Annotated in this window: 23 protein-coding genes; 15 read left to right on the forward strand and 8 right to left on the reverse strand. The window is 63.3% G+C overall.

Translation table 11 applies throughout. The features are described from left to right. Positions 1–73: 73 nt before the first annotated feature. The gene (locus tag U5A65_RS08220; RefSeq protein ID WP_321911621.1) at positions 74–1,135 is read right to left on the reverse strand and encodes a sn-glycerol-3-phosphate ABC transporter ATP-binding protein UgpC; all 1,062 of its coding nucleotides are present in this window, start codon (positions 1,133–1,135) and stop codon (positions 74–76) included. 62 nt (positions 1,136–1,197) lie between these two features. Then, positions 1,198–1,980, reverse strand: coding sequence for an SDR family oxidoreductase (locus U5A65_RS08225; RefSeq protein ID WP_321945986.1), 783 nt, complete (start codon positions 1,978–1,980; stop codon positions 1,198–1,200). 348 nt (positions 1,981–2,328) lie between these two features. Here U5A65_RS08225 and U5A65_RS08230 point away from each other — a divergent pair, with 348 nt between their 5' ends. From U5A65_RS08230 to U5A65_RS08240, 3 genes are all read left to right on the forward strand, one after another. Beyond that, on the forward strand, positions 2,329–3,561 hold the full coding sequence (locus tag U5A65_RS08230) for a sugar ABC transporter substrate-binding protein (RefSeq protein WP_321911626.1): 1,233 nt from the start codon (positions 2,329–2,331) through the stop codon (positions 3,559–3,561). 195 nt (positions 3,562–3,756) lie between these two features. Continuing rightward, positions 3,757–4,662: a sugar ABC transporter permease gene (locus tag U5A65_RS08235; protein ID WP_321934046.1), complete on the forward strand. Its 906-nt coding sequence runs from the start codon at positions 3,757–3,759 to the stop codon at positions 4,660–4,662. After that, complete coding sequence (locus U5A65_RS08240; protein WP_091995905.1) at positions 4,659–5,504, forward strand: carbohydrate ABC transporter permease; 846 nt, start codon at positions 4,659–4,661, stop codon at positions 5,502–5,504. Before U5A65_RS08235 ends, U5A65_RS08240 begins: the two co-directional genes overlap by 4 nt. Positions 5,505–5,516: 12 nt before the next feature. Here U5A65_RS08240 and U5A65_RS08245 read toward each other — a convergent pair whose 3' ends face one another. The 4 genes from U5A65_RS08245 to U5A65_RS08260 form a co-directional block, all read right to left on the reverse strand. Continuing rightward, complete coding sequence (locus U5A65_RS08245; RefSeq protein ID WP_321946434.1) at positions 5,517–6,257, reverse strand: acetoacetate decarboxylase; 741 nt, start codon at positions 6,255–6,257, stop codon at positions 5,517–5,519. A 575-nt stretch (positions 6,258–6,832) separates the two neighbouring features. Beyond that, positions 6,833–7,036, reverse strand: coding sequence for a glycine zipper 2TM domain-containing protein (locus tag U5A65_RS08250; protein WP_321911632.1), 204 nt, complete (start codon positions 7,034–7,036; stop codon positions 6,833–6,835). A 63-nt stretch (positions 7,037–7,099) separates the two neighbouring features. Next, the gene (locus U5A65_RS08255) at positions 7,100–8,041 is read right to left on the reverse strand and encodes an AEC family transporter (protein WP_321911634.1); all 942 of its coding nucleotides are present in this window, start codon (positions 8,039–8,041) and stop codon (positions 7,100–7,102) included. 69 nt (positions 8,042–8,110) lie between these two features. Next, the gene (locus U5A65_RS08260) at positions 8,111–9,598 is read right to left on the reverse strand and encodes a DHA2 family efflux MFS transporter permease subunit (RefSeq protein ID WP_321934177.1); all 1,488 of its coding nucleotides are present in this window, start codon (positions 9,596–9,598) and stop codon (positions 8,111–8,113) included. A 234-nt stretch (positions 9,599–9,832) separates the two neighbouring features. On the opposite strand from U5A65_RS08260, the gene U5A65_RS08265 reads away from it, so the two are divergent. Then, positions 9,833–10,276 carry a MarR family transcriptional regulator gene (locus U5A65_RS08265; protein WP_321945987.1) on the forward strand — a complete coding sequence of 148 codons (444 nt, stop codon included), beginning with the start codon at positions 9,833–9,835 and terminating at the stop codon, positions 10,274–10,276. Between the two features lie 6 nt (positions 10,277–10,282). Here U5A65_RS08265 and U5A65_RS08270 read toward each other — a convergent pair whose 3' ends face one another. Then, entirely contained in the window at positions 10,283–11,773 is a 1,491-nt protein-coding gene (locus U5A65_RS08270; protein ID WP_321911637.1) for an aldehyde dehydrogenase, read from the reverse strand. Positions 11,774–11,853: 80 nt separating this feature from the next. Beyond that, entirely contained in the window at positions 11,854–12,423 is a 570-nt protein-coding gene (locus tag U5A65_RS08275) for a cupin domain-containing protein (protein ID WP_321911638.1), read from the reverse strand. A gap of 421 nt (positions 12,424–12,844) precedes the next feature. Between U5A65_RS08275 and U5A65_RS08280 the strand changes: the two genes are divergently transcribed. The 11 genes from U5A65_RS08280 (at position 12,845) to U5A65_RS08330 (ending at position 25,837) form a co-directional block, all read left to right on the forward strand. Beyond that, entirely contained in the window at positions 12,845–13,069 is a 225-nt protein-coding gene (locus U5A65_RS08280) for a hypothetical protein (protein WP_236596917.1), read from the forward strand. Between the two features lie 279 nt (positions 13,070–13,348). Then, positions 13,349–14,158, forward strand: a complete 810-nt coding sequence (locus U5A65_RS08285) for a gamma-glutamyl-gamma-aminobutyrate hydrolase family protein (RefSeq protein ID WP_321911640.1) — start codon at positions 13,349–13,351, stop codon at positions 14,156–14,158. A gap of 31 nt (positions 14,159–14,189) precedes the next feature. Then, a complete protein-coding gene (locus tag U5A65_RS08290) occupies positions 14,190–15,524 on the forward strand; it encodes a glutamine synthetase family protein (protein ID WP_321911641.1) in 1,335 nt (444 codons plus the stop codon). 18 nt (positions 15,525–15,542) lie between these two features. Then, positions 15,543–16,985, forward strand: a complete 1,443-nt coding sequence (locus U5A65_RS08295) for an aspartate aminotransferase family protein (RefSeq protein ID WP_321934045.1) — start codon at positions 15,543–15,545, stop codon at positions 16,983–16,985. Between the two features lie 75 nt (positions 16,986–17,060). Beyond that, entirely contained in the window at positions 17,061–18,182 is a 1,122-nt protein-coding gene (locus tag U5A65_RS08300) for a polyamine ABC transporter substrate-binding protein (protein ID WP_321934044.1), read from the forward strand. Positions 18,183–18,433: 251 nt separating this feature from the next. Next, positions 18,434–19,585, forward strand: a complete 1,152-nt coding sequence (locus tag U5A65_RS08305) for an ABC transporter ATP-binding protein (protein ID WP_321911645.1) — start codon at positions 18,434–18,436, stop codon at positions 19,583–19,585. Between the two features lie 13 nt (positions 19,586–19,598). Then, entirely contained in the window at positions 19,599–20,570 is a 972-nt protein-coding gene (locus U5A65_RS08310) for an ABC transporter permease subunit (protein WP_415764414.1), read from the forward strand. Continuing rightward, positions 20,567–21,478, forward strand: a complete 912-nt coding sequence (locus tag U5A65_RS08315) for an ABC transporter permease subunit (protein ID WP_321911647.1) — start codon at positions 20,567–20,569, stop codon at positions 21,476–21,478. The genes U5A65_RS08310 and U5A65_RS08315 overlap by 4 nt, the downstream gene beginning before the upstream one ends. A 108-nt stretch (positions 21,479–21,586) precedes the next feature. After that, positions 21,587–23,170: a DUF3138 family protein gene (locus tag U5A65_RS08320; RefSeq protein ID WP_321945988.1), complete on the forward strand. Its 1,584-nt coding sequence runs from the start codon at positions 21,587–21,589 to the stop codon at positions 23,168–23,170. Positions 23,171–23,240: 70 nt separating this feature from the next. Further along, a complete protein-coding gene (locus U5A65_RS08325; protein ID WP_321934042.1) occupies positions 23,241–24,533 on the forward strand; it encodes an FAD-binding oxidoreductase in 1,293 nt (430 codons plus the stop codon). Continuing rightward, the gene (locus U5A65_RS08330; RefSeq protein WP_321911653.1) at positions 24,533–25,837 is read left to right on the forward strand and encodes an FAD-binding oxidoreductase; all 1,305 of its coding nucleotides are present in this window, start codon (positions 24,533–24,535) and stop codon (positions 25,835–25,837) included. The genes U5A65_RS08325 and U5A65_RS08330 overlap by 1 nt, the downstream gene beginning before the upstream one ends. The last annotated feature ends 11 nt before the right edge of the window (positions 25,838–25,848 follow it).

The following is a 25,848-nucleotide window of genomic DNA, read 5'->3' on the forward strand; positions in this document are numbered from 1 at the left end:
CACGTTCGCAAGCCTGTTATTCATGTGAGCAGACCCTTGGCCCGCTATCCGTATTTCGATGCGTGCTTCCGCTTCAATCGAGCCGCTTGCCGCTTTCAGTATCGAACAGATGCAGGTGCGCCAAAGGCAAACCTAGCGTCATGCGCTGGCCCGGATTGACGTCCGGGCGCGCGCGAGTCGTGACGCACCATGTGGTGTCGCCTATTTTCCCGTACATATGGGTCTCCGCGCCAGTCGGCTCGATCACGTCGACCGTGAACGGCACGTCGCCGCCCGCCTCGATGTGCTCGGGCCGCACGCCGAGCGTCACGCGCGCGCCCGCTTGCGCCTTGCCTTCCGGCAGCGGGATGCGCACGCCGTCTTCGAGCACGAGCGCGGTGCCGCGCGCGTCGCTCATCACCGTGCCTTGCGCGAAGTTCATCGAGGGCGAGCCGAGGAAGCTCGCCACGAACAGGTTGCCCGGCCTGTCGTAAAGGTCGAGCGGCCGGCCAATCTGTTCGATACGCCCCGCGTTCATCACGACGATCCGGTCGGCCATCGTCATCGCCTCGATCTGGTCGTGCGTCACGTACACCACCGTGTTGCGCAGGCGCTGGTGCAGCGCCTTGATCTCAGTGCGCATCTGCACGCGCAGCTTGGCGTCGAGGTTCGACAGCGGCTCGTCGAAGAGAAAGAGCGCAGGCTCGCGCACCACGGCGCGGCCCATGGCGACGCGCTGGCGCTGACCGCCCGAAAGCGCGCGCGGCAAGCGCTCCAGGTAGCTCGACAGGTTGAGCATTTTCGCGGCGGCTTCGATGCGCGGCTTGAACCCGTCCTCGCGCTCCTTGCGAATGCGCGGACCGAACGCGATGTTGTCGTACACCGAGAGATGCGGGTAGAGCGCGTAGCTCTGGAACACCATCGAGATGTTGCGCTGCTGCGGCGGCAGCGCATTCGCGCGCGTGCCGCCGATGGTCAGGTCGCCGCCGGAGATGTCTTCGAGACCGGCGATCATGCGCATCACCGTGGTCTTGCCGCAACCCGAGGGGCCGACGAGCACGACGAATTCACCGTCTTCGATGTCGAGATCGACGCCGTGCACGACCTGGGTGTCGCCATAGCGCTTGTAGATGCCGTTCAGTTGTACCGCTGCCATGCTTTCCTCGTTTGCGTGAAGTCTTTTCAGGTCTTACCAGGTCGAAGCGTCGCGTGCGCGCCTCAGAACGGGTCGAGCGTCAGTTCGTTCGCCATGAGCCGGTTACCGGCCATGAGGCCCGCGTCCACGGGCAGCGCCACGCCCGTAATGACGCGCGCTTGCGGCGAAGCGAGAAACTGCACGGCGTCGGCGATATCCTCGGGCGTGGCCACGTCGCCGAGCGGATACCACTTGCTTAGTTCTTCGAAGATCTTCGGATGCTGCTCGACGCGCGCGCGCCATGCAGGCGTTTTCACCGTGCCCGGGCAGACGATGTTCGCACGTATGCCGTGCGGCCCCAGCTCCATCGCGAGCGCCTTCGTGTAGCTCACGAGGCCCGCCTTCGCCGCGCTGTACGCGGGGTGGCCGAGCGCCGAAAGCCCGTTGACCGAGCCGATCAGCACGAGCGCGCCGCGCCGGCGTTCGATCATCGAGGCGCGCACGGCTTCGACCGTGTAGTAGGTCCCGTTCAGGTTCAGGTCGATGTCGCGCCGCCAGCTCTCGGCGTCGGTATGCGCGAGCGTCGTGCCGAGCGCGCCGCCCGCGTTCGCCACCGCCACGTCCACCGGGCCGCGCGCCGCCACGCCGCGCGCCACGGCCTGGGCCACGGCGGCCTGATCGCTCACGTCGGCCACGAGCGGCTCGAGGCGCGCCGCGCCCGGTGCGCCGAATTCCGCCGCGAGTTGTTGCACGAGCGCAGCGTCGCGTTCGAGCGCGAGCACCGTGTCACCCGCTTCCAGAAACCGTTTGCACAGCGCGCGGCCTATGCCGCCGCTCGCCCCCGTCACCAGCACCACCCGGCTCATGTCGACTCTCCATGAGGCCCGCCAGTCCTGCCAGCAAGCCTGAAAATTTCCTACATACGAATGACGTGCGGTTGCCCGTATGCGGGTTTATACCAACCACACCGCGCTGCTGCGGCGCATGAATTTCCCCTGTTTTACAGCATGTTATGCAAATTCCGGCACCCGAAACAATATCGAGATTACCAGGTGACAACGCTTTTTTCATCCTGTAGGATTTTTTCAAACAACGCAACCCAGCAGCCGGGTCAAGGCGGCGGCATAAGCAGGAAAAACCACCAGCAACAACAACCCCGCATGGGATGGGACCAAGCGCTAAAGCGCCAACTCCCATCGACAAGGAGAGAGAGAATGTCGTTTCAGGCACGTGCAACCACCATGCTCGGCAAGCTCGCCGTCGCGCTAGCGTTCGCCGGCATCACCGCCGCGGCGCACGCCGACACGGTCCGCGTGACCGTCGCCCACTACAGCGACGCCACCGCCCCCTACTTCGAGAAAATGGCCAAGCAGTTCGAGGCTGCCAACCCCGGCATCACGATCAAGATCGAAGACGTGAACTGGGACTCGCTGCAACAGAAGCTGCAAACGGACATCTCCGGCGGCGCCAACGCCGACCTTGCGATCATCGGCACGCGCTGGCTGCTCGACTTCGTGAAGGACGACATCGCCGAACCGCTCGACCCGTACATGGACGCGAACTTCAAGGGCCGCTTCATCGGTCCGTTCCTCGCTCCGGGTCAGATCAACGGCAAGACCTACGGCCTGCCGATCGCCGCTTCGGCGCGCGCGCTGTACTACAACAAGGACATGCTGGCTTCGGTTGGCTATCCGGACGGCCCGAAGACCTGGAACGACGTGGTCGACGCCTCGAAGAAGCTCAAGGCGAAGGGTATTGCGGGCTTCGGTCTGCAGGGCAAGGAAATCGAAACCGACGTGTACTACTACTACGCACTGTGGACCCACGGCGGCGAAGTGGTGGGCAAGGACGGCAAGGCGGCGTTCAACTCGCCCGCTGGCGTGAAGGCCGCGACGCTCTACAAGACCATGATCGACGAAGGTCTTACGCAGCCGGGCGTGACGGGCTACAGCCGTGAAGACGTGCAGAACCTCTTCAAGCAGGGCCGCGTTGCGATGATGATCTCGGCGCCGTTCCTCGCCAAGCAGCTGAAGAAGGAAGCCCCGAACATCAAGTACGGCATCGACCCGATCCCGGTTGCAACGACGCCGGCCACCTATGCGGTGACCGACTCGATCATGATGTTCAAGAACTCCAAGGTGAAGCAGAGCGCCTGGAAGTTCCTGGACTTCCTGTTCACGAAGGAACCGCGCGTGCAGTTCACGAGCACGGAAGGCTTCCTGCCGACCACCAAGGCTGAAGCGACCGACCCGGTGTTCCAGGATCCCGACACGAAGGCCTTTATCGCACTGCTGCCGCATGCGAAGTTCGCGCCGACCGTGACCGGCTGGGAAGACACCGCGAAGGCCGTGACCAACGCCATGCAGTCGGTGTACCTCGGCAAGGCCAAGCCTGCCGACGCGCTGAACCAGGCGGCCACCGAAGCGAACAAGTCGCTCGGCAAGTAAGTCTGGCAAACCAGTCTGCAAGCAAGCCTTAACGGCAAAACCGGCGCGCGCCCGAAGTCCCGGCGCGCGCCGGAACGCCTGAGAACCGACGTTTCGAAGCACTGACGATTCGACATGACTACGGGTCCCCTGAAGCCCTCGCCCGCCACCGCAGCGGCCGGCGATGCCCCCGACCGATCACGCGCACGACATCGCATGAGCCGACTACCCCGCGCCGTTTCCGCGCCCCGCGCGCCCTGGCTCCTGATCGTGCCGAGTCTCGTGCTCGCGCTCTTCATCATCAGCTATCCGATCTTCAACATCGTGTATCAGTCGCTGCACGATGTATCGCGCTTCGGACAGATCCGCGGCTTCAGCGGCCTGCAGAACTTCTATAACGTGTTCGGCGATCCGGTGTTCATGAGCGCCCTCAGGAACACGCTGATCTGGACATTCTTCGTCGTGGTGGGCACCGTGGGAATTTCCGTGCCCGTCGCGCTCGTGCTCAACCAGGACTTCTACGGCCGCGGCATTGCGCGCACGATCGTCATGCTGCCGTGGTCCGTCTCGCTCACGATGACGGCCGTGGTCTGGCGCTGGGCGTTCAACGACGACTACGGCATGGTCAACGTCACGCTGCAGCGGCTCGGGCTTGTTTCCGGGCCGATCCACTGGCTTGCGACGCCGGAATATGCGTTCCCGGTTGAAATCTGCGTGGGCATACTCGTGTCGATACCGTTCACGACCACGATCCTGCTGGGCGGCCTTTCCTCGGTGCCGGGCGATATTTACGAAGCCGCGCGCATCGACGGCGCGAGTGCCTGGCAGCAGTTCCGCCAGCTCACGCTGCCGCTGCTCAAGCCGTTCATCAACATGGCGATCCTGCTGAACGTGATCTACGTGTTCAACTCGTTCCCGATCATCTGGGTCATGACGCAAGGCGGCCCCGACGACAGCACGCACATTCTCGTCACGTACCTTTACGAACTCGGCTTCCGGTTAGGACGACCAGGCGAAGCCGCTGCCGTCTCGCTCATCATGCTCGTAATCCTGTTCGCGTTCTCGGTGGTCTACCTGCGCCTGCAGGCCAAACGCGGCGGCGCCGAAGGAGACCTCGCATGAACCGCAAGCTCAAACGTTCGATCTGGTGCTGGCTCGCGCTCTCGCCGCTCGTCGTGGCCGTACTGTTCCCGTTCGCGGTGATGTTCTTCACCTCGTTCAAGCCGGCTTCGGAAGTGTTCGTCTATCCGGCGCGCTGGCTGCCCATGCAGTGGCGCTGGCAAAACTACGTCGACATGTGGCAGGCCGCGAACTTCGGTGTCGCGCTGCGCAACAGCATTGTGGTGAGTTGCCTTTCCACGGCGCTCGCGCTCGCCGTGAGTCTGCCGGCCGCCTACGCGCTCGCGCGCTTCCCGTTCCGCGGGCGCGGCCTTTATCGCCAGTTCCTGCTCGTCACGCAGATGCTCTCGCCCATCCTGCTCGTGGTCGGCCTGTTCCGGCTCGCCGCGATGATTCCGTATGGCGACGGCAATCTCGTCGACTCGAAGATCGGCGTGATCGTCTCGTACGCCGCCTTCAACATTGCGTTTGCCGTGTGGATGCTCTCGTCGTACTTCCAGACCGTACCGCGCGATCTGGAGGAATCGGCATGGCTCGAAGGCTGCAGCCGTACCGGCGCCGTGTTCCGCGTGTTCCTGCCGCTCGCGGTGCCGGCCGTGGTGGTCACGGCGATCTTCACATTCATCAGCGCGTGGAACGAATTCGCCGTGGTCTACACGCTGATCCGCTCGCCCGAGAACAAGACACTCACGGTGCAGGTCACCGACATGGTGGCCGGCAAGTACACCGTGGAATGGCAGCTCGTCATGGCGGCGACGCTCGCGGCCACGCTGCCGGTTTCGGTCGTGTTCGCCTGGCTGCAGCGCTACATGGTGAAGGGGCTCGCACTTGGCGCGGTGAAGTAATCGGACTGTGAATTACTTCGCGAGATAGTCGTACACGACTTCACCGAGGCCCAGGGTCAAGTCCGCGACCAGATGACGGGCTTCGATGATTTCGAGTACGGGCAATTCCGCGACGGGCGCAAGCGCGTGTGGCGTGAGATGGAGCGCGGCAGGCCCTGTCCATGCGCCTTTGAGCTTGATGTCCTTCAAGTAGTAGCGCACGAGTTCGCATACGCGCGGCGAGCCGTCCACGTGCGGCACGATCTTGAGCAGATAGTTGGGCGCGCCAAGGCGCTTTGCCTGGTCGGCCAGGTCGAGTTCGCGGTGCTTGTAGCCCATCGTGCCAGTGGCGACACGAACGGGACCGTAGTCGAGCGTGCCGACCAGCGTGTCGGAGTGAACCGCAAGCGTGGGCGAAGCGAGCTTCTTCGGAAAACCCCAAAGCTCCCGGCCACCGGCAATGGGCGGATGGTCGTCGAGGTACATCGCATGCGTATAGGTGCCCGGCTGGCCCTGATACGTGACGGGGATAACCTGGCCACTTTCCGTGTAGTTGCCAAAACCGGTCGAGTCGGGCATGCGGATGAATTCGTAGCTAACGATCGGGTTGGTGACCTCGAGCGGCTCGGGCACGACCTTGCGCAGACTTTCGAGGTCGGTGCGATAGGTGATGATCAGGAACTCCCGGTCCACAAACTTGTAAGGGCCTATCGGATACGCCGGGTTGGTGATCGGCATTGCGAAAGCCTTGGATCTTACGTCTTGCACGAGTATCCTTTGTGAGCTGGCGTCGAAGTGACGTGTTGAAACGGGACGCACATAGGCTAGCCAAATCTATTTGGCAAATAGTCACCTGATTAAACAGAAATCTGTCAGTGCGCGCGAAAACATTAATCAGCAAAATATTTTAAATTCGCAAAGAAAAATGCGGTTTGATGACGATTAAGGATCGTCAAAGAAGCACACCCGTTCTTCGACAGAAGGCTTCATGGCGCTGCGCACCGCAGGCGCGTCCCACGCCCGTGTCATGCCCGGTGCAGGCCCTCCGGTCACCAGCCAGATCGGCGGGGCCCAGCAATTTGTTGTGCTTGATATTGGCCAAGCACGGCCATTTCACAACAGGATTGGGTTAATTCAGAACGACTGCAAATTTCAATTCATCTTCATTCAGAGAACTCAAGTTCTTATTTCATCGGCTAGGCGAAAAACTCCCGTTTGCATTTTTCGCAAGTTGAATTGCGTGGAATTTCGATCGATTAATTGAATCACCTGTCTCGCTGCAGACAGACGCGCGGCGCCCCCTCGCACGCGCGTGGGGGCGCAACATCTCGAGATGCGCGAGACTTCGCCTACTTGCTCAGTTCATGTCCGATCACGCCGCCGGCCACGGCGCCGCCTACGGTACCGACCGCGCTGCCGTTGGTGGCCCGGTTGCCGACATAACCGCCCGCGGCGGCGCCGCCCAGCGTACAGGCTCCCATGCCAGCCGCAGTGAACACGACGGTAATGACGAGTGACGCGCGCGCGGCGCTTAAGCGACGTAGCCAGTTCATCGTCGATTCTCCTGATCGATGGTTGTGGCTTACATGCCAGCAAGCATCGTGCCGCGGCGGCTTTCAGCCGTGGTGCAGATGCAGCAGGATCAGCGTGAGCGTAACGAGCGAGCCCAGCGTGGAATGCAAAATGGTGCGCGAAGTCACGTGCGCCTCGCGGCGGTAGTACTCGGCGAGCATGAACGGGCCGGTACCCGTGGGCAGCGCCGCTAGCAGCACCGCGATTTCCACGAGCTGGTCGGACAGCCCGAATACGCGCTCTGCCAGCCACCAGGTGATAAGCGGCTGCGCGACCAGCTTGGAGAGCGTGAGCCACCACGACGACTCGCGCGGCGCGTCGCCACTCGCACGGCGCTCCGCCAGAAAGAGCCCGAGGCTCACGAGCGCGCACGGACTCGCCGCGCCGCCCAGCAGCTTGAGGAACGTTTCCGCGCTCGCAGGCAGCGTGACGTGCGCGGCGGAAACCACCGCCCCCAGCGCCGGCGCGACCAGCAGCGGATTGCGCAGCAGCGAGCGCACGACCTTGATGGCGAGCCGGTGCGGACGCCGCTCGCTTTGCAGGCCCGTTTCGATCAGCACGATCGCGATGGCGAACAACACGCAGACCACGAGGATCGTCGCGATGGTCGTGGGCGTGAGGCTCGACCGCCCGAATGCGATCATGCACAGCGGGAAGCCCACGTAGCCGGTATTCGGATACGCGGCGGCGAGCCCATCGATGCTCGCATCCGCGAGCGGTCGGCCGAGGAACACGCGCACGCCCACGACGGCCGCGAACACCGCGAGCCCGGCAAGACCGAACGCCGCAACGAATGCGGGCTGATACAGCTCGTGCCACGTTGCGTGCGCAAGGATATCGAAGAGCAGCGCGGGCAGCGCGAGCCACACGACGAAGCGGTTCAACTCGGATGCCGCGGCGGGGCCGAGTACATTCGTGCGACGGCAGGCGAAGCCCGCGAATATGAGGCCGAAAACGGGCAGGAGAATGGAAACGGCAGAAAGCATCGGGATTCGTGAATGCAAAGCGCGCGGACGTGCCGCGCGCCAGGGTGAAACGAAAGACAAACGGTTGCACTAGTCCATCGCCGCGTGACTCGTATCGACGGTGGCGGCGCTCGGGCCGGTGCGGATCAGAAAGAGCAGTGGAATGACGAGCAGCGTGGCCACGAACATCATCTTGAAGTCGTTGAGGTACGCGATCATCTGGGCCTGCTGCGTGATCGACTGGTTGAGCACGGCGAGATCGTACCGCGAACCGCTTTCGAGCATCTGTTGAACCGCCGGATTGAACGGCGTGATGTTCGCGGCGAGGTCCGAATGCGCGATCTGGGTGCTACGCGTGACAAAGGTCTGCACGATCGAAATGCCGATACTGCTGCCGATATTGCGCATGAGGCTATACGTGGCCGTGCCGTCCGCGCGCAGTTGCGGCGTAAGCGTCGAGAAAGTCAGCGCGGAAAGCGGCACGAATACGAAGCCGAGGCCAAACCCCTGCACCACGCCGGGCCACACGATATCCGAGGGCGACAGCACGAGCGTGTACTGCATCATCTGCCATAGCGCATAAGCGGACACCACGAAGCCAAACAGCAGCATGACGCGCGCGTCCACGCGCTTCAGCATGCGCCCCGCTATCAGCATGGCAACCATCGTGCCCGCGCCGCTTGGCGCGGTAACGAGCCCCGTGGTGGCGACCGGATAGCCCATGAGGTTCTGCAGCATGGGCGGCAGCAGTGCGCGCGTGGCGTAGAGCACCGCGCCAATCACGAAAATGAAGAGCGTGCCCGTCGCGAAGTTGCGGTCCTTGAGCAGCTGGTAGCGAAAGAACGTGCCGGGCCCTGACGTTGCCGTATGCACGATGAAGAACGCGAAGGCAATCGCCGCCACCAGTGCTTCGATGCGTATTTCCAGCGAACCGAACCAGTCGAGCTGCTCGCCGCGGTCGAGCAAGGCCTGCAGCGCGCCGATGGCGAGCGCGAGCGTGGCGAAGCCGAACACGTCGAAGCGCTGCGTGCGGCCCGGCGCACGCGCGGGCATGAAGGTCGAGACGCCAAAGAACGCGAACAGCCCCACAGGCACGTTGATGAAGAACACCCAGCGCCAGTTGTAGCTATCGGTTAGCCAGCCGCCCAGCGTGGGCCCGAGCACCGGGCCGACCATCACGCCCATGCCCCAGACCGCCATCGCCTGGCCCTGGCGCTCACGCGGGTTGATGTCGAGAAGAATGGACTGCGAGAGCGGCACGAGCGACGCGCCGAACACGCCCTGCAAGAGCCGCGAAGCAACGATCTCCCCGAGCGTTTCGGACAGCCCGCATAGCGCCGAGGCCACGGTGAAACCCGCAATCGCCACGCCTAACAGGCGCTTTACGCCGAAGCGATCGGCGAGCCACCCCGTGAGCGGCGTGGCAATGGCCGCCGCGACGATGTACGACGTGAGCACCCAGGTGATCTCGTCCTGCGAGGCGGACAGTGTGCCCTGCATATGCGGCAGCGCGACATTGGCGATCGTGCTGTCCAGCGTCTGCATGAGCGTGGCTAGCATGATCGAGAGCGTGATCATGCCGCGATTGAGCGGGGCTTCCTTGCGCGGCTCCGCCCGATGCTGCGCGGCGGAACCGTCCTGCATGACTGCGGTCATCGTGCGGTTGTCTTGCGGCTGTCTTAGATTGGGGGCGGAGCGCGTCGAATTAATAAGCCTGCTTATTATACGACTCGCACCTGTGGACGCAATCGGTATCGACAGCCGGAGGACGCTCGCGCGAAGGCGCAAGCCACACGCCCGTATAATCGCGCGATGACTACCGACCTCGAAAGGCGCTTTGGCTTCCTGGTCGTCGACGTGGGCCGGCTCTACGGCAAACGTTACGACGAGCTTGCGAAGTCATCGCTCGAACTCACGCGCGCGCAGTGCCGCATGATCGCGTACCTGGCGCACTACGGCGACATGAACCAGGCACGTCTTGCCGAGCTGCTGGAAGTGGCGCCCATATCCGCGGGGCGGCTGCTGGAGCGCATGGAAGAAGGCGGCTGGGTCGAGCGCACGCCCAACCCGGGCGACCGCCGCGAATTGCTGGTGAGCCTCACGCCCAAGGCGGAAGGCGTGCTCACGGGCGCACGCCGCGTGGGCGACGAGGTGCAGGCGGAAGCCCTGGCGGGCTTCACGCCTGAAGAAGCTGAGCAGTTCAGTGCGATGCTGCAGCGAGTGCGCGCCAATCTCGGCGCGCTGGTGGAGCGGTAACGAGCGTTAGCGCAGCCGCACGAGCGTGGACTTGAGTTCCGTGTACTTTTCGAGCGCGTGCAATGACTTGTCGCGGCCGTTGCCCGACTCCTTGAAGCCGCCGAACGGGAAGTTCATGTCGCCGCCTTCGTCGTAGCAGTTCACCCACACGGTGCCGGCACGCAGGCGGCGCGAAATTTCATGCGCGTGCGTGAGGTTCGCGGTCCACACGGCCGCCGCGAGCCCGTAGTCGCTGTCGTTGGCAATACGCACCGCCTCGTCGATCGTGCTGAACGTGATGACCGAGAGCACCGGTCCGAAAATTTCCTCGCGCGCGATCTTCGTGTCGTGGTGCGTGTCGAACACCGTGGGCTGCACGTAGAAGCCGCCGCCCTCCGCATTCACGCGTTCACCGCCTGTCAGCAGCTTCGAATCCTTGCGGCCGGCTTCGATATAGCTCAGCACCCGATCCAGCTGAATCTTGTCGATGATCGCGCCCATCGACACTTGCGGATCGAGAGGATTGCCAGGCTTGTATGCTTTCGCGGCCTCGACAAGTTTCGCGAGGAACACGTCCTTGATTTCGTGATGAACGAGCAGGCGCGAGCCCGCCGTGCACATCTCGCCCATGTTGTAGAAGATGGCGCCTGCCGCTGCGTTTGCCGCACGGTCGAGATCCGGGCAATCGTGCAGCACGATATTGGGCGACTTGCCGCCCAGTTCGAGCCACACGCGCTTGAGGTTCGACTGCCCTGCGTACTGCATGATCTGCTTGCCCACGTTCGTCGATCCGGTGAACGCAATGCAGTCCACGTCGCGATGCAGGCCAAGCAGCTTCCCAGGCTCCCCGCCGCCCGGCAGCACGTTGAACACGCCCGCAGGAATACCGGCCTCGTGCGCAAGCTGCGCCACGCGAATGGCCGTGAGCGGCGACTTCTCCGAAGGCTTGAGCACGACGCTATTGCCCGCGGCGAGCGCAGGGCCGAACTTCCATGAAGCCATCAGGATCGGGAAATTCCACGGCACGACCGCGGCTACCACGCCAATGGGTTCGCGCGTGACGAGGCCCACGAGATGATGATCGGCGGGCACGACTTCGCCGCCGACCTTGTCGATGGCTTCAGCGAACCATTCCACGCAGTAGGCGGCACCCGGCACGTCTACGGTGGTCGTGTCGCCAATCGGCTTGCCTGCATCGAGCGTTTCGAGCAGCGCCAGTTCGTCGAGATGTTCGCGCATGAGCGCAGCCCAGCGCAGTAATACGGCTTTGCGCGCACGCGGATTCAGGCCTGCCCATACACCTTCGTCGAACGCGCGGCGAGCGGCGCCTACCGCGGCGTCGACATCGGCTGCGCCGCAATCGGCGACGCTTGCGAGCACCCGGCCGTCGATCGGGCTCACACAGTCGAACGTGCGGCCCGAATACGCGTCACGGTACGTGCCGTCGATGAATGCGCGGCCTTCGATCGATAGCGTCGCGGCCTTGTCCTGCCAATAAGCGAGAGTTTTCTTTTCCATCAGGATGCCTCAATGATTTGCGATCCACCTTGCGCGCCGCACCGCGGCGCCAGGTGAAACGGGTTCGCGCGATCAGGGAGTCAGAAGGTGGGCGGCGAATTGGCCGACACCACTTCGCAGACTTCGTTCGCGCTGGGATTGCGAAACCGGTGCGGGAAGCGGCTTTCGAAGTAGTAGCTGTCTCCGGGGTCGAGCAGCCAGGTCGTGCCTTCCACGGTCAGCTCGAGTTGCCCGGCGACCACCACGCCGCCTTCGTGCCCCGCATGCACCAGCATTTCGGGGCCAGTGTCGGCCAGCGGCTGATAGACCTCGCGCATGATGCCCATGTTGCGGTCCTTCATGCTCGCGCCGGCCAGATAGAACTCGATCGACTCGTTGCCGAGGTTCGGCATTTCGCCGCGCCGCGACACGACTTCTGTCCCCTCGCTCAGATCAAATGTGAAGAATTCGGCAAGGCTCATCGGAATGCATTCGAGCAGCTTCTTGAGCGAACCGACGGACGGGCTGACGCGACTTTGCTCGATCAGCGAGATCGCGCCATTGGTCACACCCGCACGCTTGGCGAGTTCGCGCTGCGACAAACCATAACGTTTGCGAACGTAGCGCAGACGCGTGGCGACTTCGGATGAAACAGAGGCAGACTCGGACACGATGAAGGACCGTTAGCAGGGCGTGCAGGTGACGCGGTGGACGTGTTGAATATTCTAATCAGTTTGCTTTATTTTGCGTCAGTACAAACCCCTGTAAGTTATTCGAAATATAAGGACAGGGGCCAATATTTCGCACAGCAAGCTATTTCTCGAGGCCCTCGGGGAAAGTGCTGACATCAAAAACTTGAAAAAATAATTGACGCCCTTTTTGGCTCGTATATGCTGAACCACAGGTCGAACACTGCATCGTTTCTGCCGCGTTGCAACGCAAAAAACGCGTTTTATCCGAGAAACATAGCGAGTCGACTGAGTTTGGAAAGCAATACATCGAAGTCGCTCAATGTTTAAAGCTTCGCTCAAATTGACGACCTCGAATGCTTGGACCAAACGTCTTTTTCAACGCAACCAGTCGAGTGTTATTGTGAGAGTCCGTGGCCCTCTGGTGAGGTGGGATCGTAGTCATGCGAGGTGTCTTCGCAGTGACTGCACCGCCATCGCCGACGGCAGTAGCGGCAGGCTTGCCTCTCGCCTGTTCCTGTCCGTCTTCACGATCCTTTCCCGCCGCTCTGTGCGGCGTCACAACTCGGTCTCCGCACGCGCCTTCATTGCCGTCCACACGGATGAAGTCGCGTCGCTCCTGCCCTAGCGCCTCTCGTTCCTGCGCTGTTCGTTTTCTTCGCCGTCGTTGGGTTGCGAGGTGTTTCGTCGCGCCTGCACGATGTAGCTGTGCACGCCTGAACACAGTCGCGCCTCACAACGGCAAGAAGCGAACCGCTTACATGATCTCCACGCGCAGCGCCATCCGTTAGCGTCGCTCGCGCGGAGCACACAGGGTTTGTAGTTTTGCGTCCCGCAAGGCTGCAAGGTCATGTCACGCCCGTCGCATTCATATGTCCCGCACGGGCAAGCAAGCGAATCATTAGTCATGCGAACCAGACCATTAGTTGGCGTCACCGCCGACCGCACGATGATGGGAGCGCACGCATCACACGTTGCCGGCGAGAAGTACATCGCCGCAGCGGTGGATGGCGCAGGCGCGCTCGCCTTCGTGCTGCCCGCCCTTGGCGAGCGGCAGGCTGCGTCCGACATTCTCGAAGCCGTGGACGGACTGCTTTTCACGGGCAGCTATTCGAACGTCGAGCCGCATCGTTATGGCGGCCCGGCGAGCGAGGCCGGCACGTTGCACGACCCCGCTCGCGACGCCACCACGCTGCCGCTCATGCGCGCCGCGATCGAGGCGGGCGTGCCGGTGCTCGCCATCTGCCGCGGCTTCCAGGAGATGAACGTGGTGTTCGGCGGCACGCTGCATCAGCAGGTGCATAACGTTGCACGCTACGACGACCATCGCGAGAACAAGGACGATCCGCTCGACACGCAATACGGTCCGGCGCACGCGTTGAAGCTCGTGGAAGGCGGTCTGCTGCAACGGCTCGCGGGTGGCGCACGCGAAGCACGCGTGAATTCACTGCACGGCCAGGGCATCGAGCGGCTGGGTGCGGGCCTCGTGGCCGAGGCATTCGCACCCGACGGGCTCATCGAAGCCGTGAGCGCGGCGAACGCGCACAGTTTCGCGCTTGGCGTGCAATGGCACCCCGAGTGGAAACACGCCGACGACGCGCTCTCCACCGCCATCTTCCACGCGTTCGGCGAGGCCTGCCGCAACCACATGCTGGCCCGAATACCGGGCGGGGCCGGACACGACGTGGCGCACGCGCCACGCGCCGCCCACGCCTGATGCCGGCCCATACAGAACAGAGAGAAAGATCATGCATGAAATCGACGAATTCCTGAAAAAGCACCACATCACCGAAATCGAAGCGATCATCCCCGACATGGCGGGCATTGCGCGCGGCAAGATCATCCCGCGCAGCAAGTTCGAATCGGGTGAATCGATGCGCTTGCCGCAAGCCGTGATGATCCAGACCGTGACGGGCGACTACCCCGAAGACGGCAGCCTCACCGGCGTCACCGATCCCGACATGGTGTGCGTGCCCGATCCCTCGACGATCCGCATCATTCCGTGGGCCATCGATCCCACCGCGCAGGTGATCCACGATTGCGTGCACTTCGACGGCTCGCCCGTTGAAATCTCGCCGCGCCGCGTGCTGCGCCGCGTGCTCGAACTCTACGAGGCAAAGGGCTGGAAGCCCGTCATTGCGCCGGAGCTCGAGTTCTATCTCGTCGACATGAACAAGGACCCGGACATTCCGCTCACGCCGCCGATCGGCCGTACGGGCCGTCCGGAAACGGGCCGCCAGGCGTATTCGATCGAAGCAGTGAACGAGTTCGATCCGCTCTTCGAAGATATCTACGAGTACTGCGATATTCAGGGCCTCGAAGTCGATACGCTCATTCACGAAGTGGGCGCGGCGCAGATGGAGATCAACTTCCTGCACGGCGATCCGTTGAACCTCGCCGACCGCGTGTTTCTCTTCAAGCGCACGGTGCGTGAAGCGGCGCTGCGCCACCACATGTACGCCACCTTCATGGCGAAGCCCATGGAGAACGAGCCGGGCTCGGCCATGCACATTCACCAGAGCCTCGTCTCGGCGGAAAGCGGCCAGAACCTCTTCACCGGCCCGGACGGTAAACCGACCGACATGTTCTACGCGTATATCGCCGGTCAGCAGAAGTACACGCCCGCGCTGATGCCGATTTTCGCGCCGTACATCAACTCGTATCGCCGCCTTTCGCGCTTCATGGCCGCGCCGATCAACGTGGCGTGGGGCTACGACAACCGCACCGTGGGCTTTCGCGTGCCGTACTCGTCGCCGGCCGCACGCCGGGTGGAAAACCGCATTCCGGGCGTGGACACCAATCCGTACCTCGCGATCGCCGCGACGCTCGCGGCCGGCTATCTGGGCATGACGCAGCACCTCAAGCCCACGGAACCGCTCGTGAGCGACGGCTATTCGCTGCCCTACCAGTTGCCGCGCAATCTGGAAGAAGGCCTCACGTTGATGAGCGCGAGCGAACCGCTCATGGGCATCCTGGGCGAGAAGTTCGTGCGCGCCTACCTCGCCCTGAAAGAAACCGAATACGAAGCGTATTTCCGCGTGATCAGTTCGTGGGAACGCAAGCACCTGCTGCTGCACGTGTAAACGAAAGGAGACACAGCAATGAACTATCGAATCGACGCCCCCGCCAGCGCGCTGCAGGAAGCGCCGACGACGCTGCGCGCCCAGGCCGCACGCACGACGCGCTCGACGAGCGAATACCGCGCGCTGGACGCTGCGCACCACATTCACCCGTTTTCGGACATGGGCTCGCTGAACAAGGCGGGCAGCCGTGTGATCGTGAAGGCGAAAGGCGTGTACCTGTGGGACTCGGAAGGCAACCAGATCATCGACGGCATGGCCGGGCTCTGGTGCGTGAACGTGGGCTATGGCCGCAAGGAACTCGCCGACGCCGCCTACGAGCAAATGCAGGAACTGCCGTTCTACAACACGTTCTTCAAGACCACGCACCCGCCGGTCATCGAACTGTCGGCGCTGCTCGCACAGCTTTCGCCCGAGCCGTTCAACCACTTCTTCTATTGCAACAGCGGCTCCGAAGGCAACGACACGGTGCTGCGCATCGTGCATCAGTACTGGCTCACGCAAGGCAAGCCCTCGAAGAAAGTCGTCATCTCGCGAAAGAACGCGTATCACGGTTCGACGATCGCGGGCGGCACGCTGGGCGGCATGGGCTACATGCACGAGCAGATGCCTTCGAAGGTCGAGAACATCGTGCATATCGACCAGCCGTACTTCTATGGCGAAGCGCAAGGCAACATGTCGCCCGAGGAGTTCGGTCTCGCGCGTGCACAACAGCTCGAAGCGAAGATTCTCGAAGTGGGCGCGGAGAACGTGGCCGCCTTTATCGGCGAGCCGTTCCAGGGCGCAGGCGGCGTGATCTTCCCGCCCTCAACCTACTGGCCGGAAATTCAGCGCATTTGCCGCAAGTACGACGTCCTGCTCTGCGCCGACGAAGTGATCGGCGGCTTTGGCCGCACCGGTGAGTGGTTCGCGCATCAGCACTTCGGCTTCGAGCCGGATCTCATCACGATGGCCAAGGGCCTCACGAGCGGCTATGTGCCGATGGGTGCGGTGGGCATTCACGACCGCGTGGCCAAAGCGCTCATCGAGAACGGCGACTTCAATCACGGCCTCACGTACTCAGGGCATCCCGTCGCCGCCGCGGTGGCCGTTGCGAACCTCAAGCTGCTGCGCGACGAAGGCATCGTGACGCGCGTGAAGAACGACACGGGCCCGTACTTCCAGCAGCGCCTGCGCGAAACCTTCGGCAATCATCCGATCATCGGTGACATCTCGGGTGCGGGCCTCGTAGCGGGTCTGCAACTCGCGGAAGATCCGAAGGCGCGCAAGCGTTTTGCGAATGGCGGCGACGTGGGCTCGCTCTGCCGCGACTTCTGCTTCAACGGCAACCTCATCATGCGCGCCACGGGCGATCGCATGCTGCTCTCGCCGCCGCTCGTCGTCACGCGGGCAGAGATCGATGAAATCGTGTCGAAGGCCAAGAAAGCCATCGACGCAACTGCGCAACAACTGGGTCTTTCTTAACGCGACTTGTCCAAGGCGGGCGGCGCAACGGGGTGCTGGGCCCCCCGCCAATTTTCATCTTCAGGGGAAAGCAACATGAGTGTTAGTCATCTTCGTCATGCGGTCGCGCTTGCGGCCCTCGCAGCGTGTGCAGGCCTCACGGCCGTGTCGAGCCAGACCGCGCACGCGGCCGACGGCGATTTGAACGTCTACAACTGGTCCGACTACATTGCGAAGGACACGATCCCGAACTTCGAAAAAGAAGCGGGCGTCAAGGTCAAGTACGATAACTACGACAGCGACGACACGCTGCAAGCCAAGCTGCTCGCCGGCAGCTCGGGCTATGACATCGTTGTGCCCACATCGAACTACATGGCCAAGCAGATTCAGGCCGGCGTGTACCAGAAGCTCGACAAGTCGAAGATCCCCAACCTCGCGAACCTCGACCCCGTGCTCATGCACATGATCGCCGACGCCGATCCGGGCAATCAGTACGGCGTGCCCTGGGCGTTCGGCACCGACGGCATCGGTTACAACAAGCAAGCGGTGGAAAAGGCGCTCGGTCCGAACGCGCCCGTGGATAGCTGGGCGCTCGTGCTCGATCCGCAAAATCTCTCGAAGCTCAAGGGCTGCGGCGTGTCGTTCCTCGACCAGGCCGTGGACGTCTTCGCCGCGACGCTGCAATACATGCACAAGGACCCCAACAGCACGAACCCCGCCGACTACCAGGCCGCGTTCGAAGTGCTGAAGAAAGTCCGCCCGTATATCACCCAGTTCAATTCGTCGGGCTATATCAACGACCTTGTGAACAACGATATCTGCGTTGCCGTGGCATGGTCGGGCGACGTCGGCATTGCACACCGCCGCGCCGAGGAAGCCAAGCGCTCGTATGACGTCAAGTTCTCGAACGTGAAGGAAGGCGGCCTGCTGTGGTTCGACGTGATGGTCATCCCGAAGGACGCCCCGCACCCCGAGAACGCGATGAAGTGGATCAACTACATCTCGGACCCGAAGGTCAACGCGCAAATCACCAACGAAGTGTTCTACCCCACCGCGAACAAGGCCGCGCGCCAGTTCGTCACCCCGGCAGTGGCGCAGGACGCGACGGTGTATCCGCCGGAAGACGTGCTCAAGAAGATGACGCTGATGAAGCCGATGCCGGCTGACATCCTGCGCCTCGAAAACCGCCTGTGGGCCCAGTTGAAAACGGGCCACTGAGACCCCGATCATCCCCTGAAGGAAACAAGAAGGAGACAACGCGGAAGAGGGATCGCTCGACCCCTCTCCGCCTGAAGTGCGCAATTCCGAAGTCCGGCCGCGCAGCGCCGCCCCCCTTTTTTGACGACGCGCGCGAGCCATTCCCGAGCTCCGTTCGCAGTACTAATCGCGAGTCGCCCCGTGCGCCCCGTGCGGGTCGCCTCGCGCCTGAAAACCGAGTACTGCGATCAGATAGGAACCCAGATCAGATCATGAATTCGACGTCTAAAGTCAACGCCCCAGAAGCTCTGCGCGCCAACGCGAACCCGGCAAAGAACGACGCGTTCGTGCGTATCGAGAACGTCGTCAAGAAGTTCGGTGACAGCACCGCCGTGGACAACGTGAGCCTGAACATCGCCAAGAACGAGCTTTTTGCGCTGCTCGGCAGCTCCGGCTGCGGCAAGTCCACCCTGCTGCGCATGCTCGCGGGCCTCGAAACGGCCACGTCGGGCCGCATCTACGTCGACGGCGAAGACCTCGCGTCGCTGCCCCCGTACCGCCGCCCCGTCAACATGATGTTCCAGTCGTATGCGCTCTTTCCGCACATGAGCGTGGAGTCGAACGTCGCGTTCGGCCTCAAGCAGGAAGGCGTGCCGAAGAACGAGATCCGCGAGCGCGTGGCCGACGCCCTCAACCTCGTGCAGATGGGCCGCTACGCGAAGCGCAAACCGCATCAGCTTTCCGGCGGCCAGCAGCAGCGCGTGGCGCTTGCACGTTCGCTCGTGAAGCGCCCCAAGCTCCTGCTGCTCGACGAACCGATGTCGGCGCTCGACAAGAAGATCCGCCAGAAGACCCAGCTCGAACTCGTGAACATCATCGAGAAAGTCGATGTCACCTGTGTGATGGTCACGCACGATCAGGAAGAGGCCATGACCATGGCCAACCGCCTTGCCGTGATGAGCGAAGGCCGCATCGTGCAGATCGGCTCGCCGAGCGAAGTCTACGAATTCCCCAACAGCCGTTTCTCGGCCGAATTCATCGGCTCGACCAACCTGTTCGAAGGCAAGGTCGTCGAGGACGAGCCCGATCACATCTTCGTGGAAAGCGAAGACCTCGAAACGCGCATGTACGTGAGCCACGGCGTGACCGGGCCGCTCGGCATGCCCGTTGGCATTTCGGTGCGCCCGGAGCGTGTGCGCGTGACGCGCGAAAGGCCCGGCACGCAGCACAACTGGGCGCGTGGCGTGGTCACGGACGTCGCCTACATGGGCAGCTATTCGCTCTATCACGTGCGTCTGCCAGGCGGCAAGGTCGTCGTCTCGAACCTCTCGAGCTCGCACCTCATGAATGAGGGCGCGCCCGCCTGGAATGACGATGTTTACGTGTCCTGGTCGCCGGCCAGCGGCGTCGTGCTCACGCAGTAAGGAGGCCCGAATCATGAGTACCACTATTCCCACCACGCCTGGGTCAGGCCGGGCAGCCGCAGACGCCCGCCGCGGCACGCTCGCGCGCTTCTTCTCGCGCTTCGTGCCCTCGGGCCGCACCACCGTGATCGGCGTGCCGTTCGTGTGGCTCACGCTGTTCTTCGCCGTGCCGTTCGTGCTCGTGTTCAAGATCAGCTTCGCCGACCAGATGATGGCGGTGCCGCCCTATACGAACCTCGTCCAGATGAAGGACGGCGTCGTGCACTTCGCCCTGCAGCTCGGCCACTACGCCTTCCTGCTGCAGGACGACCTGTACATCGCCACCTACATCAGCTCGCTGAAGATGGCGGCCGTCTCCACCCTCTTCTGCCTCCTGCTCGGCTATCCGATCGCCTACTACATCGCGCGCTCGAATCCCGCCACGCGCAACCTGCTCATGATGGGCGTGATGCTGCCGTTCTGGACATCGTTCCTGATTCGCGTGTACGCGTGGATCGGCATCCTCAAGGACGACGGCCTGCTCAATCACACGCTCATGGCCATCGGCCTCATCCATTCGCCGCTGCGCCTCTATCACAGCGACGCGGGCGTCTATATCGGCATGGTCTATTCGTACCTGCCGTTCATGGTGATGCCGCTCTACGCGCACCTCGTGAAGATGGACCTCACGCTGCTCGAGGCCGCCTATGACCTCGGCGCGAAGCCCTGGGTCGCGTTCACGCGAATCACGCTGCCGCTCTCCAAGAACGGGATCATCGCGGGCAGCCTGCTCGTGTTCATTCCGGCCGTGGGCGAGTACGTGATCCCCGAACTGCTCGGGGGCGCCGACACACTGATGATCGGCCGCGTGATGTGGGACGAGTTCTTCAACAACATGGACTGGCCGATGGCCTCCGCCGTCACGGTCGCGATGGTGCTGCTGCTGCTCGTGCCGATGGCGCTCTTCCAGCACAACCAGGTCAAGCAACTGGAGGAAGGCAAATGATCAAGCCCAACCGTACGCTCTCCACCGGCGTTCTCACACTCGGGTTTCTGTTCCTCTACATCCCGATCATCAGCCTCATCGTCTACTCGTTCAACGAGTCGAAGCTCGTCACGGTGTGGTCCGGCTTCTCGCTGAAGTGGTATGCCGCGCTGCTGCAGGACGACGAGCTGCTGAGCGCCGCCTGGCTGTCGCTGAAGATCGGCCTGATGACGGCCTTCGCCTCCGTCGTGATCGGCACGTGGGCCGGCTACGTGCTCGCGCGCATGGGCCGCTTCAGGGGCTTCGCGCTCTTCGCCGGCATGATCAACGCGCCGCTCGTGATTCCCGAAGTCATTCAGGGCATTTCGCTTCTGCTGCTGTTCGTCGCAATGGAGCAGTTCCTCGGCTGGCCGAAGGGCCGCGGCGTGCTGACCATGTGGATCGGCCACGTGATGCTGTGCGTGTCGTACGTGGCGATCATCGTGCAGTCGCGCGTGAAGGAGATGAACCAGTCGCTCGAGGAGGCCGCGCTCGATCTGGGCGCGACGCCCTTCAAGGTGTTCTTCGTGATCACGCTGCCGCTGATCTCGCAAGCGCTCATTTCGGGCTGGCTGCTCTCGTTCACGCTCTCGATCGACGACCTCGTGCTCTCCGCGTTCCTCTCGGGCCCGGGCTCGACCACGCTGCCGCTCGTGGTGTTCTCGCGCGTGCGTCTGGGTCTGAATCCGGAGATGAACGCGCTCGCCACGCTCTTTATCAGCGCGGTGACGATCGGCGTGATCGCGGCCAACCAGATCATGGCGGCCCGCGAGAGAAAGCGCCTGCGCGACATGCAACTCGCTTTCGTCCAGCCCGAGCCCGCCGAAGCCCTGACGCCGGCCGCCCCTGCCGGCGCGGTGGGTGCGCCGATTGGCCGGCGCGCGGCGTGATGGCGCCTGTCGAATAACGAACACATTTAGCGGGACGGTGTACGCCGCCCGCCGTCCCGTACCCGCACGTTGAAGTAGCTGCAATAACGACCAACAAGGAGAATTTCAATGAAGAAGAAGTTAATCTGTCTGCTGGTGGCCGGGGCGCTGCCAGGGCTCGCGCTAGCGGACTCGACCAGCGATCAGATCAAGGCCCTGCAGGCGCAGCTCAATGCCCTGCAAAAAGAGGTGAAGTCGCTCAAGACCGAACTGGCGCAATCGAAGACGACCACAAAGGCCGCATCCGCAGGGCCGGTCGTCCCGGCCACCGCCGCCGCTCCGGTCGTGGACATCAGTTCGCCCGATTACGGCAAGGCGCAAGCGAACCTGACCAACGACCAGGTCGATGCGATGAAGCAGCAGATCGCGAGCCAGCAGCTCAAGGTCGATTCGCTTACCGACGCCGCCAATACCGGTCCGCTCGCCGGGCTTTCGATCACCGGCTATATCGACCCGACGTATATCTACAACCGCGCGCCGGGCACGTCGTCGTTCCTGTTCGCGAACCATACGGGCGCGTATAACTACTTCAACAGCACGTTCGGCGATGTCTACCTCGACATCAAGAAGACCTTCGGCGTGGGCCCGATGGCGCCTTCGGCCGAAATCACGCTCATGCCCAACCGCGGCAACGGCATCACGCTGCTGCAGAACGAGCATGGCGAGATCGGCAACAACATCCTGAATACCGCGGTCGTCACCGTGCCGGTGACCTCCACGGGTACGTTCGTCGCCGGTCTCATGCCGAGCTTTGGCGGCTACGAGGTGCAGCAGTCGAACCAGATGCTCACGCTCACGCACAACCTGCTCTACGATTTCTCCGATCCGGGCAGCTATGTGGGCGTCGGCTGGAACTACACGCCGGACGGCAGCCAGTGGGCGTTCAAGTTCATGGTTGGCAACGAGCAGTACCGCACCAATGGCGCGGTCGTGCAGACGGGCCAGAACGCGCTGGGCGACCCGATCACCACGAGCAACAAGATCCCGACGTTCACGGCGCGTGCCGACTACACGTGGTCGAGCGCACTCGATATTGGCGGCTCGTTCAACATTGGCCGCCAGACGCTGCCGAGCGCATTCGACTCGACGACGGGCCAGGCCGTGTACGGCGTGGGTGGCCAGGCATCGAGCTCGGGCGGCTACTTCCTCTTTGGCGAAGTGGATGCAACCTACACGCAGGCGGACATCCAGTACAACGCCGAAGTCGATTACGGCCAGCAGCAGCGTGCTGCGTTCAACGGCGGCAACGCGCAGTGGTACGGCTTCTCGCTGCTCGCGCACCGCAAGTTCAACGCGCCGGTGGTGGGCCGCATGGGCGTGACCGCACGCTACGACCTGCTCGTCGACAGCAAGAACGGCGGCGGTGGCGGCGGCATCGTGCTGAATTCGAATGGCATGGACACGGCCAACGGCTTCGGCATTGGTGCGGACTGCCTGGCGAATTCGCAGGCGGGCGGCGGCTTCGGCTTCGAGTGCAAGGGCGCGACGCGCCAGGACGTGGCGCTCGACCTGCTGTTCTTCCCGACGCAGCAGATCACGGTCAAGGTGGAATACCGCCACGACTGGGCCACGCAGCGCGTGTTCCTGCACGACGACGGTTCGTACGGCAAGAGCAACGACTTGCTGGGCGCGCAGTTCATCTACTCGTTCTGATGAGGTTGGGGCGGGCGGCGGCTATCAGGGTTCCTGACCGTCGCCCGCTTTTTGTTTCTACGCTCTCTTTATGCTCAAATTCGCCAATCAGCCACATGCCCCGTCCTGGTACGCGGCCACCGCCAACGACACCACGGCGCACCCCGCGCTGGAAGGCGCGATCGACGCCGATGTCTGCGTGGTCGGCGCGGGCCTTACGGGCGTTTCCGCCGCACTCAATCTCGCCGAACGCGGCTATCGCGTCGCGCTCGTGGAAGCGTCGCGGGTCGGATGGGCCGCGAGCGGGCGTAACGGCGGGCAGCTGATTGGCGGGTTTGCCTGCGATATCGACACGTTCGCGCAGTTCATGCCCGAAGCCGAGGTCCGTCAGGTCTGGGACATGGGCCTCGAAACACTCGACATCGTGAAGCGCCGCGTCAAGCAGCACAATATCGATTGCGCGCTCACCGAAGGCTATTTCACCGCCGCCAACAAGGCGCGCGACGTGGATTCGCTCAAGCGCTGGCGCGACGAGGCGGCAAGCCGCTTCGGTTACGACCGCTTCCGTTACGTCGATGGCGGCGGCGTCGCTAATTACGTGCAGTCGTCGCGCTACGCGGGCGGCCTCTACGATCCCGATAGCGGCCATCTGCATCCGCTCAACTACACGCTCGGCCTCGCGCGCGCGGCCGCCGAAGCCGGCGTGCGCGTGTACGAGAACAGTCCCGTCACGCGCCTGCGCGAAGAAAACGGCGGGCATGTAGTCGAAACCGCGCGTGGCAACGTGCGCGCGAAATTCGTTGTGCTCGCATGCAATACGTATCTGGGCGATCTCGCACCGGCGCTCTCGCGCAAGATCATGCCCGTTGGCACCTATGTGATCGCGACCGAAAAGCTGGGTGCCGAGCGCATGAATGCGCTGATGCCCGCTCAGGCTGCCGTATGCGACAGCCGCTTCGTGCTCGACTACTTCCGTCCGGCGCCGGACACGCGTCTGCTTTGGGGCGGTAAAGTGAGCTATTCCACGTTCGCGCCGCCTAATTTGGGCGAAGCCATGCGCCGCGACATGCTGAAGACGTTTCCGCAACTCGCCGATGTGAAGGTGGATTACGCGTGGGGCGGCTACGTGGACATCACGATGAACCGCGCGCCGCACTTCGGCCGCCTCTCGCCCACGGTGTATTTCGCGCAGGGCTTCTCGGGCCACGGCGTGAACACCACGGGGCTCGCGGGCACGCTGATCGCCGAAGCCATTCACGGCCAGGCCGCGCGCTTCGACCTGTTCGGCAAGATCCGTCACCGCGATTTCCCCGGCGGCGCTACACTGCGAACCCCTGCCCTCGTGCTCGCGATGGCATGGTATCGAATGAAGGACCTGCTTTGATGACACTCGACCTCGACGCCCAGGCGGACGCTCTCGCCCGCCACTCGTACTACGAAGCCACCGCCACGCGCCCCGCCGACGACGACCCCGTGCTGGAAGGCGCGCTCGACGCCGACGTGTGCGTAATCGGCGCGGGCTTCGCCGGGCTGTCGGTCGCGCTGGAGTGCCGTGCACGCGGCCTTTCGGTGGTGGTACTCGACGCGCATCGTCCCGGCTGGGGCGCCTCGGGCCGCAATGGCGGCCAAACGCTCGTGGGCTTCGCGAAAGACGAAGTGCTCGAAAAGCAGCTCGGCGCGCAGGGTATACGCGCGGCGTGGGCGCTTTCCATCGAAGGCGTGAGCCTCGTGCGCGAGCGCATTGCGCGCTACGGCATCGATTGCGATTTCACGCCGGGCTATCTGACCGTCGCGACGAAAGCCAAGCGCGTGCCCGATCTGCGCGCGTGGATGGAGGCGGCGCGCACGCGCTGGGGCTACGACCGCCTCGAATGGCTCGACACCGACGCCACGCGCGCCCGTGTGGCGTCGCAGCGGTATATCGCGGGCGTCTACGATCCGGTTTCGGGGCATCTTCATCCGCTCAAGTACTGTCTTGGCCTTGCTGCCGCCGCGCGCCGCGAAGGCGCGCAACTGTTCGCCCATACGCGCGCGCTCGAAGTCGTGCGCGGCGAGCGGCCCGTGGTCAAAACCGCGCGCGGGGAAGTGCGCTGCCGCTTCGTGGTGTCGTGCAGCAACGCCGCGCCGGGCGGCGTCTTGCCAGGCGCCGTGGCCGCACGCATTGCGCCGATCGCGTCGTACATCATTGCGACCGAACCGCTCGGGCGCGAACTGGCCGACTCGTTGATCGCGCAACGTGCAGCCGTGTGCGACAACAACTTCTTCCTCGACTATTTCCGCGTTTCGGCGGATGACCGCATGCTGTTCGGCGGCCGCGCCGATTCGACTGGCGCCGCGCCCGAGCGCCTGACCGCGGCCATGCAAACGCGCATGAGCGACACGTTCCCGCAACTCGCCGCGGCGCGCGTGGAATACGCCTGGGGCGGCTTTGTCGATGTCACGCGCAACCGCGCGCCCGACTTCGGCGCGATCGACCCGAATTATTACTACGTGCAAGGTTTTTCGGGGCACGGTGTGGCACTCACGGGCATTGCGGGGCGTCTCGTTGCGCAGGCCATCGTGGGCGAGCGCGCCTCGTTCGATCTGTTCGCGCAACTGCGGCACGCGCGCTTCCCCGGCGGCCCCGCGTGGCGGCGGCCCGCGCTCGAAGTCGGCATGCTTTATCACCGTGTAATGGAAATGTTCTGAAGCGGCACGCT

The sequence above is a fragment of the Paraburkholderia sp. J10-1 genome, from assembly GCF_905220165.1.
Lineage (GTDB): Bacteria > Pseudomonadota > Gammaproteobacteria > Burkholderiales > Burkholderiaceae > Paraburkholderia.

Coding starts and splice junctions, on each gene's coding strand:
- U5A65_RS08220 (WP_321911621.1), bottom strand. CDS start 1,135: ATGGCAGCGGTACAACTGAACGGCATCTACAAGCGCTATGGCGACACC.
- U5A65_RS08225 (WP_321945986.1), bottom strand. CDS start 1,980: ATGAGCCGGGTGGTGCTGGTGACGGGGGCGAGCGGCGGCATAGGCCGC.
- U5A65_RS08230 (WP_321911626.1), top strand. CDS start 2,329: ATGTCGTTTCAGGCACGTGCAACCACCATGCTCGGCAAGCTCGCCGTC.
- U5A65_RS08235 (WP_321934046.1), top strand. CDS start 3,757: ATGAGCCGACTACCCCGCGCCGTTTCCGCGCCCCGCGCGCCCTGGCTC.
- U5A65_RS08240 (WP_091995905.1), top strand. CDS start 4,659: ATGAACCGCAAGCTCAAACGTTCGATCTGGTGCTGGCTCGCGCTCTCG.
- U5A65_RS08250 (WP_321911632.1), bottom strand. CDS start 7,036: ATGAACTGGCTACGTCGCTTAAGCGCCGCGCGCGCGTCACTCGTCATT.
- U5A65_RS08255 (WP_321911634.1), bottom strand. CDS start 8,041: ATGCTTTCTGCCGTTTCCATTCTCCTGCCCGTTTTCGGCCTCATATTC.
- U5A65_RS08260 (WP_321934177.1), bottom strand. CDS start 9,598: ATGATCACGCTCTCGATCATGCTAGCCACGCTCATGCAGACGCTGGAC.
- U5A65_RS08265 (WP_321945987.1), top strand. CDS start 9,833: ATGACTACCGACCTCGAAAGGCGCTTTGGCTTCCTGGTCGTCGACGTG.
- U5A65_RS08270 (WP_321911637.1), bottom strand. CDS start 11,773: ATGGAAAAGAAAACTCTCGCTTATTGGCAGGACAAGGCCGCGACGCTA.
- U5A65_RS08285 (WP_321911640.1), top strand. CDS start 13,349: ATGCGAACCAGACCATTAGTTGGCGTCACCGCCGACCGCACGATGATG.
- U5A65_RS08290 (WP_321911641.1), top strand. CDS start 14,190: ATGCATGAAATCGACGAATTCCTGAAAAAGCACCACATCACCGAAATC.
- U5A65_RS08295 (WP_321934045.1), top strand. CDS start 15,543: ATGAACTATCGAATCGACGCCCCCGCCAGCGCGCTGCAGGAAGCGCCG.
- U5A65_RS08300 (WP_321934044.1), top strand. CDS start 17,061: ATGAGTGTTAGTCATCTTCGTCATGCGGTCGCGCTTGCGGCCCTCGCA.
- U5A65_RS08305 (WP_321911645.1), top strand. CDS start 18,434: ATGAATTCGACGTCTAAAGTCAACGCCCCAGAAGCTCTGCGCGCCAAC.
- U5A65_RS08310 (WP_415764414.1), top strand. CDS start 19,599: ATGAGTACCACTATTCCCACCACGCCTGGGTCAGGCCGGGCAGCCGCA.
- U5A65_RS08315 (WP_321911647.1), top strand. CDS start 20,567: ATGATCAAGCCCAACCGTACGCTCTCCACCGGCGTTCTCACACTCGGG.
- U5A65_RS08320 (WP_321945988.1), top strand. CDS start 21,587: ATGAAGAAGAAGTTAATCTGTCTGCTGGTGGCCGGGGCGCTGCCAGGG.
- U5A65_RS08325 (WP_321934042.1), top strand. CDS start 23,241: ATGCTCAAATTCGCCAATCAGCCACATGCCCCGTCCTGGTACGCGGCC.
- U5A65_RS08330 (WP_321911653.1), top strand. CDS start 24,533: ATGACACTCGACCTCGACGCCCAGGCGGACGCTCTCGCCCGCCACTCG.